This is a genomic window from Neptunomonas sp. XY-337, assembly GCF_004959845.1.
In the GTDB taxonomy this organism is placed as follows: Bacteria; Pseudomonadota; Gammaproteobacteria; order Pseudomonadales; family Balneatricaceae; genus Neptunomonas; species Neptunomonas marina.
The window spans coordinates 210472-228702 of record NZ_SPLL01000004.1; the positions used below are offsets into that span (position 1 = coordinate 210472).

Below are 18231 nucleotides of genomic sequence, written 5' to 3' on the forward strand. Positions count from 1 at the left end.
TCACACCTCCACTGCGTTGATTCGATTAACATTTCCAAGTGGAACGATGGCATCTGGCGCACAGGTTTCTAAGCACAGGTTACATCCAGTACAGGCGGCACTGTCGATCTTCACGAACGCAAGCGTCTTTTCGCGCCCGTTCGGTTTGATCACCTGTTCGCGGTGGCTAACATGAATAGCGGGGCATCCCGCATCAAGGCAATTCCCGCAGCCGGTGCAATCATCCGCGTTGACCGCCAGTGGCGGCTGTTTCGCGTAACGCTCAGTGAGCACACAAGGCTGATTGGTGATGATGACCGATGGCGCTTCAACCTTCACCTCCTCACGTAACGCCTTAAATAAAGTCGGCAGCTCATAAGGGTTAACTTCACGGATACGCTCCGGACGAACACCTAACGCTTCGCACAACTTGCGGAAGTCGACTCGAATCGTTTCATCGCCCTGCAAGTTCAAACCAGAGGAGGGTGCGTTTTGCCCTCCGGTCATACCAACAGCTCGGTTATCGAGCAGCAACACCGTCACGTTGCCACGGTTATAGGTGATATCGAGCAAGCCTTGCATCCCCATGTGCAAGAAGGTGGAATCGCCTATAACCGCTAGGACACGCTTCTTCTCGTCGGCTGCAGTACGCCCTTTATCCAACCCTTGAGCAACACTGAGTGAAGCCCCCATACTGATACAGGTATCCAGTGCGTTCCATGGGTGTCCTGCGCCAAGCGTGTAACAACCGATATCCCCTGAGATAATCGTGTTCTTCACATGAGATAGGCAGTAATAGATACCCAAGTGCGGGCACGCCACACACATCGTAGGCGGGCGCGGAAAAACTGACGACTGCAGATTCGGACTGCTATAGGTTTCGCCGAGCAGCGGCTTCACCGCAGGTAACAACACGCTTGGCGTGAGCTCGCCGATGCGCGGCAAATGTTCTTTACCGATAACCTCAACCCCCGCTGCCCGTAGCTCTGTTTCAAGCAGCGGCTCCACCTCTTCAACCACCACTAACTGCGCTACGCTGTTAGCAAACTCCGCGATTTTGTCGAGCGGCGCAGGATGACTTAAGCCCAGCTTCAACACAGGAGCCTCTGGAAACGCCTCTTTCACATGGCAATATGCCGCACCAGAGGTAACAAAACCGACGCGCTTATCAGATCCCTGCTGCACTGCGTTTAGGGTAGTTTGTTCCGCCAGAGCACGCAGCTTTGCGTCACGCTCTAACATTAACGGCAAGCGCTGCTTAGCATTGCCCGGTACCATCACGTACCGCGATGCATCTTTCTCAAAAGCCCCCTGTTGCGCGGCGAGCTCAGCGGGATAACAGCGCACCAGCCCTTTAACATGGCAAATTCGCGTCGTTAAGCGGACGATAAACGGAACTTGGTACTCCTCAGAAAGCGCAAAGCCTTCCCGGACCATCTGATACGCCTCTTGAGCATCACTCGGCTCAAGTACCGGCAGGTGGGCAAAGCGGCCCCAATAGCGTGAATCCTGCTCGTTCTGAGATGAAGATAGGCCCACATCATCTGCCACCACTATCACAAGACCCCCAACCGCACCGATCAGTGTTTGCGTCATCAACGCATCAGAAGCGACGTTCATGCCCACATGCTTCATTGCACAGAGGGCTCTACTACCAGCTAACGAAGCACCAATCGCGACCTCCAGCGAGACTTTCTCATTAATAGACCACTCACTGTACACATCCGTATAATGGGATATGTACTCAAGAATTTCGGTCGAAGGTGTGCCCGGATATGCCGCAGCAACTCGGCAGCCAGCATCCCGGGCTGCGAGCGCAACCGCTTCATTACCTGAGACAAAACAGGCCTGATTAATAAGATTTTGTTCTTGAGCTGACATCGTTCTGACCCCCTTTCGACCTAGGTGCCGCGCTTTGCAAATAAGCAGCAGTGGTTCGAGTCTACGATTTAGGGGTATCTACTTATGCAGATATAGATCAATAAAATTCGGGAACTAGGCGAAGGTCGAACATCGAGATTATTTAGCCAGCAGGCCAAGAGAATGCAGAAGAAGACACCAATTCACTGGGGCTTATGGCTCTATTGCATCCTGCTAACACTGGCGATGGGCGCGGTGTTAGCTAAAAGTAACTTTATTGAGCTTATTCAGAAAAATATAGGGCTTTATAAGCCTCCCGCTGTAACGAATTTCCAGCATGAAATGGCAGGTCATTTACGGCGCCGCGATGATAATACACCCGCTGGGGCCATTCTCTTTATTGGTGATAGCATTACACAGGGAATGTCTGTTGCTGACCTCCCTCAACCGGCTGAAAATTTCGGTATAGGAGGCGATACCTCCGAATTCTTGGCGCAGCGCACAAAGCGAATGCACTCACTCGATGCTGCATCACACGTGTTTCTGCTAGTTGGCATCAATGACCTGATGCGACAAGTAACGGGTACCGCTCGTCATATTGAGGAAGTGATTAAACGCATTCCTCCAAGTGTCCCGATTCACCTGATCTCGGTATTACCAACGTCCGAGGAAACTGACATAAGTAACCAGGCCATCAAGCAGTTAAATAAAGACTCATTTTCAGTGTGCGCTCGTTACCAACACTGCAAGCCGCTCGATATTGCCTCACATTTTCACAAGCGAGGTAAAACCGACATTTCCCTTTATGAACCAGACGGCATTCATTTGAATGCACAAGGCTATGCAGTACTTAAGCAGGCCGTAATGGAGAGGTTAAATGCTGACCAATAGCCAACGATTTGAAGAACTTGATAGCTTTCGGGGGCTCGCAGCACTCGCTGTCGTGCTATATCACTTTACGCTGCGGTATGAGCATGTTTATCACCATAACGAGATACCTTTTTTCTCGCTTCCTTATGGCGACTATGGTGTGCAGTTTTTCTTCATGATTTCGGGGTTTGTCATCTTTATGACCCTCGAAAAATGCACTTCATCACGAGATTTTCTCGTGTCGCGTTTTTGTCGGCTCTTTCCAGCATACTGGGTCGCTGTGTTAATCACCTTCTCTGTGGGCTACTTTGCACCGCTGCCTAATCAGGAGCTAACCATGACACAGCTACTGGTAAACTTGTCGATGCTGCAAGCCTTTTTCTACATTCCATCCGTCGACGGAGTCTATTGGAGCTTGGCATTTGAGTTGAGCTTTTATTTTGTAATGCTCATGATCTTTCTATCAAGGCAGTTACACGCGATGGAGTATCTGATCATAGTGTGGCTCAGCGCAATGTTAGCCAACTTTTTGCTGCCCTATACAGGCTTCGAGATTCCATGGCGTTTGCAACTGCTGGGCGTTCTAAAGTACACCAACGCGTTTATGGCGGGGATTGTGTTTTATCAGATCTATCATCATGGATTTAGCGTGCTGCGCATAGCAACGCTAATCGCGTGCTTGGTGCTAGAGCTCATCTGTGTAAGCGTCACCAGTTTTATCTTTTTTACCGCGTTTTTCGCGCTGTTTTTACTCGCGATTCGCGGGCAGCTAACGCTTCTCAAGCACCCAGCGCTGCTGTACATGGGTGCCATTTCGTACACGCTATATCTCACCCACCAGATGCTGGGCTTTAAGGTGATTTACTTGCTCGAAGCACAAGGCATGGCGCCCGACTTAGCCATTTTGATTGCGGTTATCTGCTCAATTCTGCTGGCCAGTGTATTGACTCGATATGTTGAGCGCCCAGGCGGGCGCTTTTTCAAAAAACTTTTACAGAGTCCTATTAAACCTGTAGCGGCGCGATAGATTCGATCACGCCCCTAATTAAAACTCGTAACTTAACTCTACATTGAAGCGCTGCTTGCCCTCTTCTGGGCCGCGCAGCGTCTCTTCAAGACGCGCCTCAAACTCGAACCCTGGCATCGGTGCTTCATACTCTAAAACGATCCGTGCCACGCCGTTTTCGTCATCTTGCCATGTCCAACGTGATTCATTTTCACGCCGCTCGGCATCACGCTCACGCTGCCAGTACCCACCGATATTGAGCTCCCAACCCGGCGTTGGCATCACCCAACTCAGCGACATACCCGCCTCGTATTGGAGTTCTCGCTCGGCCTCTTCAACTTTGTCGCGGGCACTGTTGTACCATAGCCCTAAACGCTCCTCCTTAAACTGTACGTAAGGCAGTACAAAGATGCTTGGCCACGGAGTCGAATACTCAGCGTACAGGCGAGCTTGCCACTCATAGCCTGATACGCTTCCCCGACGGTCGTTGGCGTCTTTACCAAGACGATGTGCGCTGTATTCACGCTGCAGATAATGATCGTAGTAGAACGATGCGATCCATACATCAGCACCCAACTGTTGATACACCCTGGCCTCACCGGTTAATCCCAAGTAGGTCGTGCGATCAATCTCAGTGCGGCTTTTGTCTTTTTTGACCTTGCCACTTTTTTTAAGCTGCAGCTCTCGGTCGCGCTGTGTTTTATAGCGATGTCCCGCCCGCACACCCCACTTCAAATCATCCTGATAGAGCCAGTAGTGGGCTAGCTGGGTTTCAAACTCCTTACTGTGCTTCTCTTTGATTTTACGCTTATCGAAGCTGCCATCAGCCTCGTATGTGGTCTGATCCAGCCGGGCACCATCACGATAGGTGGCATCTGTTTTTAGCTCCCACTCTCCGGCAACCGCAAGATGCGAACACACCATGAGCGTTGCAGCGGTGGCTGTATTAGCTCGTTTCATTCGTTCTCTCTACTTCGGCGACTAAACACGCTTTAAACTCATCCAAAGGAATGGGTCGGCTAAACAGATAGCCCTGCCCACAGTGGCTTCCGAGCCGCTTCAAGGTTTTGTGCTGTTCGGCTGTTTCGATCCCCTCAGCGACGATCTCTAGATGCAGTGCCGACGCTAAATTGATAATGGTTTCAACGATCCGTAACGAAGCGGGATCATCCATACCTTCCACAAAACTACGGTCGATCTTGAGGCCATTGATGGGTAATTGATGCAGATAATTCAACGACGAATACCCTGTCCCAAAATCATCCACCCAGATATCAGCGCCCGCATCGTTCCACGCCTGTAACGTACGCGTACAGGTGCCTAAGTTTTCCATCAAACTCGTTTCGGTTAGCTCGACATGTAAGCAGTTGAGTGGAATCTCATAGCGCTGCATCAACTCGGTCACTTCGTGACGAACCATCTCGTCTTCGGTTGCTTTACCCGAGACATTAACCGACAGTTTAAAATCGGGTTTGAGCGGCAATAACGCGTGTTTCAGGTCGTAGCAGGCTTGCCGCAAAACCCACAGCGTCAAGGGCACAATGAGTTCGCTTTTCTCCAAGAGCGGTATAAAGCTGGCGGGATTCATAAGACCTTTTTTGGGATGGTTCCAGCGAATCAGCGCTTCAGCCCCTTCGGTACCTCCTGTCTTTAGATTCACGATGGGCTGATACACCAAGACAAGCTGGCCGGTTGTGAGCGCTTCGAGAATATCGGTGCGGATCATCAAGTCATGGGCCACATCCACATCCATACGCTCGTCGTAAAAACGATAACCATGACGGCCAGAGCTTTTCACGTCATACATCGCTATGTCCGCTTGCTTAAGCAGATCAATGGCGTTGTTTGCGTTGTCAGGATATAGGGTGATACCTACGCTGGCCGATAGGGAAAAGCGGTGCTCATCCATGGTAAACGGCGCCTTAAAGTTTGCCAAAATACGCTCAGCTATCGTGCGTAAATAGGCTTTATCACTATAGTTTTGTACCAACAGTACAAACTCATCGCCCCCTAAGCGGGCAAGGTAGAACTCAGGCTTGTTGAGATAGTGCCCTTCAAGATCCCGCAAACAGTGCATCAAGCGTTGCGCTGCATCTTTGAGAAGCTGATCGCCAAGCACGTGTCCAACGGTGTCGTTCACCTCTTTAAAGCGATCTAAGTCGATAAACACCACCGCAGCCGAGCGGCGGCGTTCGCGTGATGTGCTAATCATATCTTCGATGGCACGATTAAAGTGGCGCCGATTCGGCAGTAGGGTCAGCGGGTCTTGATAAGCGAGTGCCTCAATCTTAGATTGTGACAACGCAATGGCTGTGCGCATCTCTTCTAACGCTTCGGCAAGTTGGCCTATCTCATCGTCACGCTTTAATAAGAACACCATGTTTTTATCGCCATCAGCGTAACGGCGGCAGTACTCTGCTAATGCGCGCAACGGTGACAACAACCGCCGAGAGAAGATAAAAACAGCGATACCCGCAACTAACAGCCCAACCGAGATCAATACCAGCAGCCACGTTGTGATCTGCTTTTGTAACGTCAGGCTTTTACTCGCCAACCCCGCGGTAAACTGGCGAATATCCTCCTCCGCTCCGGTATAACTGATCGCAACATTCAGCATCCCGATACGTTCACCACCTGCGGTGATATAGCGCCCAACATGCACAAAACGGCCACGTTTTTGCGTGTACTCGCTAAAATCACGCGGTACGGTGTCAGGTAGCCAAGGCCTTACCGGTTGGCCAAAGCGCACTGCCTCCGCGGTATTGTCATGGATGATGCGGTAGTCGCTGTCGTATATAAACGCATAGAGGACATCGCCCTCTTGGTTTAAAAAACTGAGCTGGCGGTACATCTCGCTAAAGTCCAAGTTATATACCGACACATCAATATTGTTTGCGATCGTTTCCGTGACAATCTCAGCATCATTGATGAGCTGTTTCTCCATCACCGCGGTCAGCTGTTGCTGGGCAAAGCTGGTTGATTCTTGAGAGTAGCGTTCGAGGTAATAGAAATTAACAAGCATAACGGCGCTACCGATTAGCGCTGCGAGTAGCGCAAAGATCACACCGTAGCGAGTCGCGAGTGAAACTTTCAATTCACGCCCCACGCCTTTTGGTGCTGATAGATCTCTTCCAACTGCCGGTAAAGGTGGTTGGAGATTTTGCTGAAGCCCGTTGTCCCTTCATAACGCGCCATCACGTCGCTATCAGCGACCGGTGACATCTCTAGCAATACCGATCGTAAACCCTCGGCAACCTGCGCATCTAAATGAGGGCTAACAAGCTCCAGTGCTCTGGGGTAAAACTCTGAGCGGTGGATCACTTTGAACATTTGGCGCTGCTGCGCAGAGACGCGCGCTTCATCCTTCCAATCCGCTTCGCTGATGACCCCTGCATCAACAAGCCCTTTCTCAACCCAAAGCACATTGTTTTTCTCATTGCGGCTGAAAAGAAAATTGACCACATCCGGTTTTCGGTGCGCCCGGATGTTCTCAAGATAGTGAGTAACAAGACCTTGGCTATCGAAAAGATGACGTGGCAGATAATAACTACTGAATGATGCCGGATGCTCAAAGGCAACCGAGCGGCCCACAAGATCATTCAGGTTATTCAGTGCACTATCACGGCGGGTGAAAAGGAAACTGCGGTATTCGTGATCTCCGCCCTTCCACTTTTGCACCAGCGGCTTGGCGTTGGCTTCCGCAACTAAAACAGCGGCGGAGTAGAGGGTCTCTGTAACCCAATCTACCTCACCTCGCTGCATGGCGAGGGTCAGCTCTTTTAAACTAGGGTATAGCTGAACTTGCCCTTCTGTAATGCCGTATTGGCTTAATCGTTTTGCGACTTCCGCTGCCATCGGGCGCAGCTGTTTGAAGTCCTTTTTAGGGCGATCACTGACCTGTGCCAGCACGATAGGCCGCGCATATGCTTGGGAAAAGCCGAGCCACCCAACAATCATCAATAACAATGTGGCTCTAAAAAAACCTGTTCGCATCTTCAACTTCCTAAATAAAGAGAAACCGGCAGCATCTCGGGCGCTATCAACAGCGTGCTGGCACCATAAGCGTTTAGCTCATCGCGAGTACTTTATCGACTAACTTATTGATTCCACTGGCCGCTTCTGTGATCGACCCAGCCAGCATGTAGGCAGGGGTTGTCACCAGTTTGCGCTGTTCATCTACCACGATATCACTCACCGAACAGGTCTGATGTGCGCCACCCATGGTATTAATGGCACCTGCAGCACCTTCGTCAGAGCCAATCGTACATGCCACCCCTTCACCGAACAGGCGTGGTGCCATCGCCGGTGCAATACAGATCATACCGACGGGTTTACCCTGCTGATGGATCGCTTGTGTAAATCGCATCAGTTCAGGGTCTAACGCACAGTCGGCCCCTGTTACTGCAAAATCAGAGAGGTTTTTTGCCGCGCCAAATCCGCCAGGAATAATGAGCGCGTCGTAATCATCAGGATTCGCTTGGGCAAGATCGATAATCTCGCCACGGGCGATGCGCGCAGCTTCCGTCAAAACGTTGCGAGATTCTCCCTCAACAGCGTCTCCCGTTCGATGATCTATAACATGCATCTGCAATTTATTCGGTGCCATGCAGTGATACTTCGCTCCCTGCTGCTCAATACGTAATAGCGTCAGTACTGACTCATAGATCTCCGCACCATCAAACACACCACAGCCTGATAAAATTACCGCGATATTTTTCATTCGACTCTCCTGTTCCCTCTAGTTGATCTAAACAGACTTTTTCCAGATGTAAAAGCACCACCGACTAAGGTGCCGTTTTTAATAGCCTTTTCGCAAGATTCCCAATCGCTTATCGGCCTTTTATACTTAGCTCCCTTTTTGGACAGTGATGCAAGGGCGATCGGTGGCTTGGTTTAGGAAAACCCAACACACAAAAGCGTGGCAACAGACACCGCCTACATCCACACAACAGAGCGATCATATCACGCTCTCAGGTGTGCATTTACGCCGTGGACAACACGACGTGCTCAAAGGCCTAAGTTTGCATTGGCACGAGAAAAAAGTAGGCTTGATCGGCAATAACGGCTCAGGTAAAAGCTCGCTCATTCGTCTGCTAAACGGCTTACTGCTGCCCGATCAAGGGCAGGTTGAGGTATTTGGCTACAACACCCAGCAGCAGCCGGAAGTACTACCCTCTTTGGTTGGTTTTATTTTTCAAAACCCAGACCACCAGCTCATTTTTCCAACGGTTGCTGAAGAGCTCGCCTTTGGTTGCGAGCAGCTAGGAGATTCACCACACACTGCGCGCGAAAAAGCGCTCAATCTGTTATCCCAGTATTCGATGCAGGACTGGGCAAACCGTCCGGTGAGTGAGCTATCCGAAGGGCAAAAGCAAAAAGTGTGTATCCTCGCCATCCTGATTATGGAGCCTAAGCTGCTCGTCTTGGATGAGCCTTTCTCTGCACTGGACCTACCCACACGCCTACAGCTGATGGCACTGCTCGAGCAGAGCGATTGCCACCTCTTGCTGATCAGTCACGACTTCAGTGTGTACGAGCAGTTTGACCGTCTCATCTGGCTAGATGCAGGCCAAATTCGTGCCGATGGCCAACCCGCCGATGTAATCGAGGTCTATCGCAACGCGGTAACACAGGAACGGGCATGATTAGTCTGTACTTGGAGCAACAAAGCTGGCTACATCGCTTGCCCACCAGCGCTAAGTTGATCGCCTTAGCGCTCTCAAGTGTTGCGCTGCTGACGGTAGCCAGCCCATGGATCATGCTAGCTGCGCTGCTGGGTACGATACTGATTTACCTCTCTCTGGCACCGCAAGGTTGGCGCCATCTCAGCGCCGCACGGCCACTGATTCCGTTCCTGCTTGCGATTTTAGTGATCCACTACTTCACCGACACCCTCGTCGAGGGTAGCGTTTCACTGGGACGGCTACTCACACTGTTTTTGATCGCAAACCTGGTTACGTTAACCACACGAATGAGTGATATGATCAACACCCTGCAACCATGCTTTAAACCGTTGCAGCTGTTTGGTATTCAGCCGCGCTCACTGGCCTTGGCAATTGCACTGATGATCCGCTTTGCTCCTGTACTGGCCAAAGTACTGGAGAGTCTCGATGAGGCTTGGCGCGCACGCGGCGGCGGCAAACAAAAGTGGCGCCTACTGGTGCCGCTAATTATTCAAGGGATTACCCTATCTGAGCATGTAGCCGATGCCCTCGCCGCTCGTGGCGGCAGTGCCGGGCTCAATAAGCGCATTTAATTTAAAAGGAAACGACGCACCATGAATAGAGATCGTTCATTAGTACAAATCGCCCTCTATGCCGCCATTATCGCCGCACTCGGTTTGCTACCGAAATTCAACATCCCATTGGCAGGTGGTGTGCCCATCACTGCACAAACGCTTGGATTGATGTTGGCAGGTATTATGTTGGGTCCAGTACGTGGCGCGTTATCGGTGCTGTTGTTCCTGTTTGTGGTTGCGCTTGGTGCACCTCTGCTTGCCGGTGGCCGTGGTGGTCTCGGCGTGTTTGCAGGCCCCACTGTCGGCTTTTTGATTGGTTTCCCTGTGGCTGCATTCGTGACAGGGTGGCTGATGCAGCAGTTACGTCAAAATCAGCTGTTTATTGCCGCTTTAATCGCTTCCGTCTGCGGCGGCATTATAGTGCTCTACCTCTTCGGGGTGCCGGGTATGGCCTTGATGACCTCCTTAACCTTTGGTGCGGCGGCAAAAGCGATTTTGGTGTTCATCCCGGGCGATCTGATCAAAGCGCTCATCGCTGCATTGCTGGCCCGCGCAATCAGCCGGGCTAAGCCAGGCTCTGTACCTTCGCATCCTGCTGGTTAACTCGCTGGGGGCTTAGCCCCCCATTTGCCCCACTTTTACACGCCTGATAATGTCCTATGTAGTAAGCGTTTGCTTATCTAATCGGCATTCGTCATATTTTTGTCATATTTTTTGAGTCCAATTCACTTACCTTTGAAAGGATAACGCTGTGGCTTTTAACGACTCCCAACGCTACTTCCCAGATACCCGTATGCGCCGTATGCGTGCTGATAGCTTTTCACGCCGCTTGATGCAAGAGCATGTGCTGACGCCAAACGATTTGATCTACCCTGTGTTTGTACTCGAAGGTGAGAACCAAACCGAGCAGGTCGCTTCGATGCCGGGTGTTGAGAGAATGAGCATCGATCTACTGGTTAAGGAAGCGAAGGCACTGGATCAGCTTGGCGTACCCGCGATGGCGCTCTTCCCGGTTACACCGCTGACCGCAAAGTCTGAATTTGCCGAAGAAGCTTATAATCCAGACGGGTTAGCTCAGCGCGCCGTGAAAGCGATTAAAGAAGCGTGCCCAGAGATGGGGATCATCACCGATGTTGCGCTCGATCCGTTCACGACTCATGGCCAAGATGGCATCTTGAATGACCAAGGTTACGTGCTGAACGATCGCACCGTTGAGACATTGATGAAGCAAGCGCTGTCACACGCCGAAGCGGGCGCAGATGTCGTGGCACCGAGCGACATGATGGACGGCCGTATCGGCGCGATCCGCGACATCTTAGAGGAAGAGGGCCACTGCAATACGCGGATTATGTCCTACGCTGCTAAATACGCGAGTGCCTACTACGGGCCGTTCCGAGATGCCGTAGGCTCCGCCGCAAACCTAGGCAAAGGTAACAAGTTTAATTATCAAATGGATCCGGCTAACAGCAACGAAGCGCTGCATGAAGTGGCTCTCGATCTTGCTGAAGGTGCAGATATGGTCATGGTTAAACCAGGCATGCCCTATCTCGACATCGTGCGTCGGGTGAAAGACGAATTTAAAGTACCGACTTTTGCTTATCAGGTAAGCGGTGAGTACGCCATGCATATGGCAGCATTTCAGAACGGTTGGCTCGATGAACGCAGTGTAATGATGGAATCATTGCTGGCATTCAAGCGTGCCGGCTGCGACGGTATTCTGACCTACTTTGCGAAACGTGCTGCCCAACTGCTAAACGAGTAGGATCGGTCTCAAGCATTACTGGAGACGAAGATGACAGGGCAGGTGGATTCACTGACGGAGCAGGAACAGCAGATGACAGAAGAGATGCAAAATCAAGCCGCACAAGCATTGGTTGATAGCCGGGAGATACTCCCGACGGTCGACCATCCCGACGAAGTCGAACCGGTTGATCTCAAAGCCGCCGAGCTCTACATCAACCGCGAACTGAGCCACCTGCAGTTCAACGTTCGCGTGTTGGAGCAAACCCTTGATGAGCGCCATCCGCTTTTAGAACGGCTGATGTTCCTGCTGATCTTCTCCAGTAACTTGGATGAGTTCTTTGAAATTCGTGTTGCCGATCAGCTCAGCCAATTGAAATATGGCCGTGAGGCCGTCGGCCCAGATGCCATGTATCCGGGCAAAGTATTGGAGAAGATCTCCGAAATTTGCCACGCCAATGTGGATCGTCAGTACCGCATTTTAAATGAGATCATGTTCCCTGAGATGGCCGCGCAAGGGATACGTTTCTTGCGTCGCCGTGATTGGTCTGATGAGCAAAAAGCGTGGATACGCACCTATTTCGAAGAGAAGATTCTCCCCGTCATTAGCCCCATCGGGTTAGACCCGGCCCACCCATTCCCACGGCTGGTCAATAAAAGCCTCAACTTCATTGTGGAACTGGAGGGTAAGGACGCCTTTGGCCGTGAAACAGGTATGGCGATTATCCCCGCGCCACGCTCGCTACCACGCTTGATTCGCCTACCAGACGAACTCTGCGAAGAGGGCGATAACCTGATCTTCCTCTCATCGATCATCCACGAGTTTGCAGATGAGTTATTCCCGGGTATGACGGTAGAGGGCTGCTATCAGTTCCGTATTACCCGTAACGCCGACCTCACCTTTGACTACGAAGAGGTCGACGATCTTGCACGCACACTGCGTGGCGAGTTGCACTCACGTAAATATGGCGATGCCGTGCGCCTTGAGGTGGATAACCGCACACCACAAGAGTTGATCGACTTTCTGATGCGCGAATGCAACTTATCCGATGATCAAGTCTATCGCGTGGATGGTCCTGTCAACCTCACACGTCTGATGGCGGTAAGAGATCTTATCGAGCGTAAAGACCTGCGTTGGCCACCTTTCTCGCCTGGGTTACCCGGCAAGATAAAAAAAGAGAAAGAGAAGGACATGTTTCAAGCACTGAAAACCGGTGACATGTTGTTGATGCACCCGTTTCAGTCCTTCACGCCGGTTATTGATCTGCTTCGCCAAGCCGCAAAAGATCCAGATGTGGTAGCGATCAAGCAAACGCTCTACCGCACCGGCGACAAGTCTGACATCGTTAATGCACTGGTTGAAGCTGCGCGTAACGGTAAAGAGGTGACCGTGGTTATCGAACTGCGCGCCCGTTTTGACGAAGAGAGCAACCTGCACCTTGCAAGCCGTCTCCAAGAGGCAGGCTGCTTGGTCGTATACGGGGTTGTAGGCTACAAAACCCACGCAAAAGCCGTGTTAGTGGTACGCCAAGAGGGGAACAAACTCGTGCGGTACTGCCACTTAGGCACGGGGAACTACCACTCAGGCACAGCACGCCTGTACACCGACTACAGCTACATGACCGCTGATAACGATATCGGCGAAGATGTCCACAAAGTATTTCAGCAGCTCACGGGCATGGGCAAAATCCAGCGCCTGAAAAAGCTCTATAACGCGCCGTTCACACTGCACGCAAAAATGATCGAGCTCATTCAGCACGAAGCGAAACTCGCGAAGTCTGGTAAGCCGGGGCACATCATTGTGAAGGTCAACGGCCTCACTGAGCCAAAAATGATTCGTGCACTGTATGAGGCATCACAGGCTGGGGTAAAAATTGAGCTGATTATCCGTGGCATGTGCCGCCTACGTCCGGGCCTAAAAGGTATATCAGAAAACATCACCGTACGCTCGGTGATCGGCCGCTTCTTAGAACACACGCGTGTGTACTATTTCGGTAACAACGGCAAGCATGAAGTGTTCTGTGCGAGCGCCGACTGGATGGAGCGCAACATGCTCAACCGTGTTGAAACCGGCTTCCCGCTCACCGGTAAACTGGCTGATCGCGTCAAACGCGAGCTGGATTACTACCTGCAAGACAACACGCAAAGCTGGGAGCTGCAGGCAGATGGCCGCTATACCCTGAATCTACCCGAAGAGGGTGCAGAACCTTTCAGTGCACAACAACAATTACTACAAGATTTTGCGACTTAAGCAGCAAAATCGACCAAAACGGGCATCTTTCGATGCCCATTTTCAGTTATAGCGACCTGCTCTTTAGAAAACATCTACTCCAGCGACGCGCCCATTTGACCACTTTTTATCTGTTTTGACATGATGACGACCAGACCATCAACAGAGTAGACTCTGTGGTCAAGAATTTCATATAAGAAAAAAGTTGGCGTATCATTAGCCTTTAGTCCTGTACTAAAGGCTTATCTCATTCGCCCAATAATGGAAAACACTATGTCCGATTCCTCGATCGCGCTAGAACTGGTCGACATTCACAAGTCATATGGAAATCTAGAAGTTCTGAAAGGTGTTTCCCTTCAGGCGAAAGACGGGGACGTCATCTCGATTCTGGGCTCGAGCGGTTCAGGAAAGAGCACATTGTTACGCTGCATCAACCTTTTGGAAAAACCGGCCAGCGGCCGCGTTGTGATCAGCGGTGAGGAGCTTTTGCTAAAACCTGGCAAAAACGACGAACTAGACGCAGCCAACCGTAAACAACTCGAGTCAATGCGCTCACGTATTGGCTTTGTATTCCAAAACTTTAACTTATGGCCTCACAAAACTATTCTTAACAACATTATCGAAGCGCCGATGCAGGTCTTGGGCCACTCCCGAGAACAAGCCGTTAATCGTGCTGAGACCTTGTTGAAGAAAGTAGGGCTGTATGAGAAGAAAGATGCCTATCCCGGAAACCTTTCCGGTGGTCAGCAGCAACGCATCGCCATCGCGCGGGCACTGGCGATGGATCCACAAGTCTTGCTATTCGACGAACCAACGTCGGCGCTGGATCCTGAGCTAGTAAATGAGGTGCTGAGCGTAATGCGAGAACTGGCAGAAGAGGGGCGTACCATGCTGATCGTGACTCACGAGATGCGGTTTGCCCGCGAAGTTTCAAGCCAGGTCGTTTTCCTGCATCAAGGGCAAATTGAAGAAATAGGCCCGCCAGAACAGGTATTCGATAATCCGAAATCACAACGTGTACGCGACTTCATGTCGAGCCACGTATGATCTCAATCCATCTATAGACATAATAATTTCACAATATAGAGAGAAACCTGATGAGTGTACGTAAAATTATCGCAGCGGCAACGCTGGCAGCAACCGCACTGGTAGGCACACAAGCACTGGCAGGCGATAAAATTCGCATCGCAACAGAAGGCGCATACGCACCTTTCAATATGAAAAACGAACAGGGCGAGCTGATCGGCTTTGACGTAGAGATCGCGAAAGCGTTGTGCGTTGCCATGAAAGCCGACTGCACAATCGTCGAGCAGGATTGGGACGGTATGATTCCCGCGCTGCGTGGTAAAAAGTTCGACGCTATCATCGCATCTATGTCGATCACTGAAGAACGTCTACGCGCGATCGACTTCACCGACCCTTACTACACCAACGCACTCGCATTCGTTGCAGCAAAAGGCGCTGATCTGCAAACAGACAAAGCCTCTTTGAAGGGCAAAACGCTGGGTGCACAGCGTGCCACTATCGCGGGTCAGTACTTGGAAGATGAGCTGGGCGATATCGTTGATGTGAAGCTATACGACACCCAAGACAACGCTTATCTTGATCTTGCATCAGGCCGTCTCGATGGTTTGGTATCTGACAAATTCCCAGCATACGACTGGATGCGTACAGACGCCGGTAAAAGCTACGAGTTCAAAGGCGATGAAATCAAAACAGCGACGGTCGATAAAATTGGTATCGGCATCCGTAAAGGCGATAACGAGCTGAAAGAGAAGTTCAACAAGGCGCTGAAAGCGATTGTACAAGACGGTACATACGCGAAAATCAACGCTAAGTACTTCCCATTCTCGATCTACTAAGCCGTTACGCGTAACGCAAAGCAACACATACGCTAAGCATCATTTACGGTGCTTAGCGTACCGTAAACACAAGTGGATTCTCCCACTTTTCCACGCATGAGTATTTTAACGTGATTGATCTTCATGGTTTCGGGCATCTTTTGCTAGCCGGCACATGGGTCACAGTAAAACTGGCTGTTGTCAGTCTTATTGTTGGCTTGATGTTTGGCCTATTGGGCGCAGCGGCAAAGCTATCTGACTACAAAATTTTGCGTGGTATCGGCACCGCTTATACAACGCTGGTGCGTGGTATTCCAGAGCTACTGATCGTATTTGCGATCTACTTTGGTGGCTCAGCGGTCGTTATGGCAATCGCCAGTTGGTTTGGGTATGACGAGTATATCGAAATCAACCCATTTATGGCCGGTGTCACTGCGCTATCTATCGCTTTCGGTGCCTATGCAACCGAAGTGTTCCGCATGGCGATTCTATCGATCCCTAAAGGACAATGGGAATCTGCGCAAGCGATGGGAATGACGCCCTCAAAAACCTTTTTCCGCATCATCTTACCGCAGGTTTGGCGTGTTGCACTGCCGGGCCTTGGCAACCTGTTCCAAGTGCTACTCAAAGACACGGCGCTGGTGTCGGTTGTGGGTCTTCAGGATATTATCCGCCAAGCCTCTACAGCGGTCGCAGCCACAAAAGAGCCGTTCACCTTCTACCTAGCCGCAGCCTGTATCTACTTGATTCTTACGGCCATAGCCACAGGTACAACACACTGGTTTGAGCGTTTGAGCAACCCACAAGCGAGGTACAAAGGATGAGCTGGGATTGGGAAGTAATCATCAAGTATTATCCAAAACTCCTTGATGGTGCATTACTAACACTAGAGCTGGTGCTGATCTCAGGTTTTATCGGGGTGGCGCTTGCTGTACCTACCGCACTGGCCCGCGTCTCGCCTAACCGTTTGATCAGCACGCTGCCATTTTGCTTTATCTACTTCTTCCGCGGCACGCCACTGCTGATTCAGATCTTCTTGATCTATTACGGTGCTTCGCAATTCGAGGCGATCCGAGAGTCGAGCCTGTGGCCGATCTTAAAAGAGCCATATTGGTGCGCCATTATCGCGTTTTCACTCAATACCGCAGCCTATAGCGCCGAGCTTTTCCGCGGTGCGATTCAGGCGATACCTCGCGGAGAGTTGGAAGCCGCTGACGCGTTCGGTATGAGTTGGTTTAAGAAAACTCGCCGCATCGTGTTGCCACGTGCCTTTGGTATTGCTCTACCAGGCTACGGCAATGAAGTGGTACTGATGCTGAAAAGTAGTGCGCTGGCATCCACCATCACCCTGCTTGATCTCACCGGTATGGCGCGCACCATCCAATCGAGAACCTACACGCCAGTGGAGCTATTTACCGCCGCCGGTGTTATCTACCTCGTGATGGCGGCTGTGGTTATCGGGCTGTTCCGCATGATGGAAAGTCACTTTAACCGCTACCAGTATTACAAACCGCCTATCGACCCACTCGGTGTTGAAAAGCAGTAAATAAAAAGCCGCTCTATTGAGCGGTTTTTTATTATAAGGCTCCAAAGCATTAAGCAGAGAGCGCAGCGGCTAATAGCGCGCGATAGCCTTCGCGGTAGCTTGGATAGATAAACTGATAACCGCTCGCTTTCAAAAAGGCGTTATTACAGCGCTTACTCCCCGTACCGCGGCTCATCGAACGCTCTTTAATCGTCACGTTTAACTCAGCCGCTAACCAGTCCATCACCTCAGCAAGGGGTGCAGGTTGATCGTCAGAGGCAAGATAAACGGGCGCTAACCGCTCCCCTTGAGCCGCCAACTTCACTAGATGCGCTAAAACACCCGCGCAGTCATCGCGGTGGATACGGTTAGTAAAGCTCACGGGCTCCAGAGGGGCAGAGATGCCCTGCTTCACCCGCTCAAGCAGGAAACCACGGCCAGGACCATAGATACCGCTAAAGCGCACCGCAGTGCCGCCTAGCGCCTGAACCTGTTGCTCAGCTGTACGCATAATTTTGCCGGTCGCCGTGCGCGGTTCAGCGGGAGACTGCTCATCAACCGTTGTACTGTCGGCTTGGCCGTAAACGCTCGTACTGGATGTAAAGAGCAGCGTTTTGGGCGGCTTAGGCAGTGCTGCAACCACGTGTTTAACGCCATCAACATACGCACGTTGGTAGGCCTCTTCAGTGCGGCCAGATGCGGCGGCACAATAGATCAAAACATCTATCTCAGGCAGGTTTGATAGTGTATCTTTATCACCAAGGTCGGCTGATATCCCTTGGATAGCGGCCGGTAGTTTGGTGATATCACGGCGTATCCCCCAAACCGTTAGCCCTTGTTCGGCCAGCAACACACCTAGAGCGCTGCCAACATCACCACATCCAGCAATCAAAACACGTTGCGGCATCTCGTTCTCCTTTTGGTTTGCAGCTGCATCATAAC

The 18231-nt window shown here is 51.2% G+C and carries 17 protein-coding genes; 11 read left to right on the forward strand and 6 right to left on the reverse strand.

All coding sequences use genetic code 11. From position 1 onward, the window contains the following. Positions 1–1860, reverse strand: a complete 1860-nt coding sequence (locus E4L36_RS10975) for a thiamine pyrophosphate-dependent enzyme (RefSeq protein WP_136680644.1) — start codon at positions 1858–1860, stop codon at positions 1–3. 162 nt (positions 1861–2022) lie between these two features. Between E4L36_RS10975 and E4L36_RS10980 the strand changes: the two genes are divergently transcribed. Continuing rightward, positions 2023–2730 (forward strand): GDSL-type esterase/lipase family protein, encoded by a 708-nt coding sequence (locus E4L36_RS10980; RefSeq protein WP_136680645.1) that lies wholly within the window; start codon positions 2023–2025, stop codon positions 2728–2730. Further along, a complete protein-coding gene (locus E4L36_RS10985) occupies positions 2717–3736 on the forward strand; it encodes an acyltransferase (RefSeq protein WP_136680646.1) in 1020 nt (339 codons plus the stop codon). Before E4L36_RS10980 ends, E4L36_RS10985 begins: the two co-directional genes overlap by 14 nt. A gap of 18 nt (positions 3737–3754) precedes the next feature. Here E4L36_RS10985 and E4L36_RS10990 read toward each other — a convergent pair whose 3' ends face one another. From E4L36_RS10990 to elbB, 4 genes are all read right to left on the reverse strand, one after another. Then, entirely contained in the window at positions 3755–4675 is a 921-nt protein-coding gene (locus E4L36_RS10990) for a hypothetical protein (protein WP_136680647.1), read from the reverse strand. Further along, complete coding sequence (locus E4L36_RS10995) at positions 4662–6809, reverse strand: EAL domain-containing protein (protein ID WP_136680648.1); 2148 nt, start codon at positions 6807–6809, stop codon at positions 4662–4664. Before E4L36_RS10995 ends, E4L36_RS10990 begins: the two co-directional genes overlap by 14 nt. After that, a complete protein-coding gene (locus E4L36_RS11000) occupies positions 6806–7708 on the reverse strand; it encodes a phosphate/phosphite/phosphonate ABC transporter substrate-binding protein (RefSeq protein ID WP_136680649.1) in 903 nt (300 codons plus the stop codon). The genes E4L36_RS10995 and E4L36_RS11000 overlap by 4 nt, the downstream gene beginning before the upstream one ends. 73 nt (positions 7709–7781) lie before the next feature. Beyond that, entirely contained in the window at positions 7782–8435 is a 654-nt protein-coding gene (gene elbB, locus E4L36_RS11005) for an isoprenoid biosynthesis glyoxalase ElbB (protein ID WP_136680650.1), read from the reverse strand. A 148-nt stretch (positions 8436–8583) separates the two neighbouring features. Here elbB and E4L36_RS11010 point away from each other — a divergent pair, with 148 nt between their 5' ends. From E4L36_RS11010 to E4L36_RS11050, 9 genes are all read left to right on the forward strand, one after another. After that, complete coding sequence (locus E4L36_RS11010; protein WP_136680651.1) at positions 8584–9360, forward strand: ABC transporter ATP-binding protein; 777 nt, start codon at positions 8584–8586, stop codon at positions 9358–9360. Beyond that, positions 9357–9971, forward strand: a complete 615-nt coding sequence (locus E4L36_RS11015; protein WP_136680652.1) for an energy-coupling factor transporter transmembrane protein EcfT — start codon at positions 9357–9359, stop codon at positions 9969–9971. Before E4L36_RS11010 ends, E4L36_RS11015 begins: the two co-directional genes overlap by 4 nt. A gap of 21 nt (positions 9972–9992) precedes the next feature. Further along, on the forward strand, positions 9993–10556 hold the full coding sequence (locus E4L36_RS11020) for a biotin transporter BioY (protein WP_136680653.1): 564 nt from the start codon (positions 9993–9995) through the stop codon (positions 10554–10556). A 148-nt stretch (positions 10557–10704) separates the two neighbouring features. Further along, positions 10705–11715 carry a porphobilinogen synthase gene (gene hemB, locus E4L36_RS11025; RefSeq protein ID WP_136680654.1) on the forward strand — a complete coding sequence of 337 codons (1011 nt, stop codon included), beginning with the start codon at positions 10705–10707 and terminating at the stop codon, positions 11713–11715. A 30-nt stretch (positions 11716–11745) separates the two neighbouring features. Continuing rightward, complete coding sequence (ppk1, locus tag E4L36_RS11030; protein WP_240770713.1) at positions 11746–13944, forward strand: polyphosphate kinase 1; 2199 nt, start codon at positions 11746–11748, stop codon at positions 13942–13944. Positions 13945–14196: 252 nt separating this feature from the next. Then, positions 14197–14970, forward strand: coding sequence for an ATP-binding cassette domain-containing protein (locus E4L36_RS11035; RefSeq protein ID WP_136680655.1), 774 nt, complete (start codon positions 14197–14199; stop codon positions 14968–14970). A 50-nt stretch (positions 14971–15020) separates the two neighbouring features. Continuing rightward, positions 15021–15785 carry an ABC transporter substrate-binding protein gene (locus E4L36_RS11040; protein ID WP_136680656.1) on the forward strand — a complete coding sequence of 255 codons (765 nt, stop codon included), beginning with the start codon at positions 15021–15023 and terminating at the stop codon, positions 15783–15785. A gap of 110 nt (positions 15786–15895) precedes the next feature. Then, on the forward strand, positions 15896–16588 hold the full coding sequence (locus E4L36_RS11045) for an ABC transporter permease (protein ID WP_136680657.1): 693 nt from the start codon (positions 15896–15898) through the stop codon (positions 16586–16588). Beyond that, a complete protein-coding gene (locus E4L36_RS11050) occupies positions 16585–17310 on the forward strand; it encodes an ABC transporter permease (protein ID WP_136680658.1) in 726 nt (241 codons plus the stop codon). Before E4L36_RS11045 ends, E4L36_RS11050 begins: the two co-directional genes overlap by 4 nt. A gap of 49 nt (positions 17311–17359) precedes the next feature. On the opposite strand, the gene E4L36_RS11055 is transcribed toward E4L36_RS11050, so the two are convergent. Beyond that, positions 17360–18196 (reverse strand): SDR family oxidoreductase, encoded by an 837-nt coding sequence (locus E4L36_RS11055; protein WP_136680659.1) that lies wholly within the window; start codon positions 18194–18196, stop codon positions 17360–17362. Positions 18197–18231 lie beyond the last annotated feature (35 nt).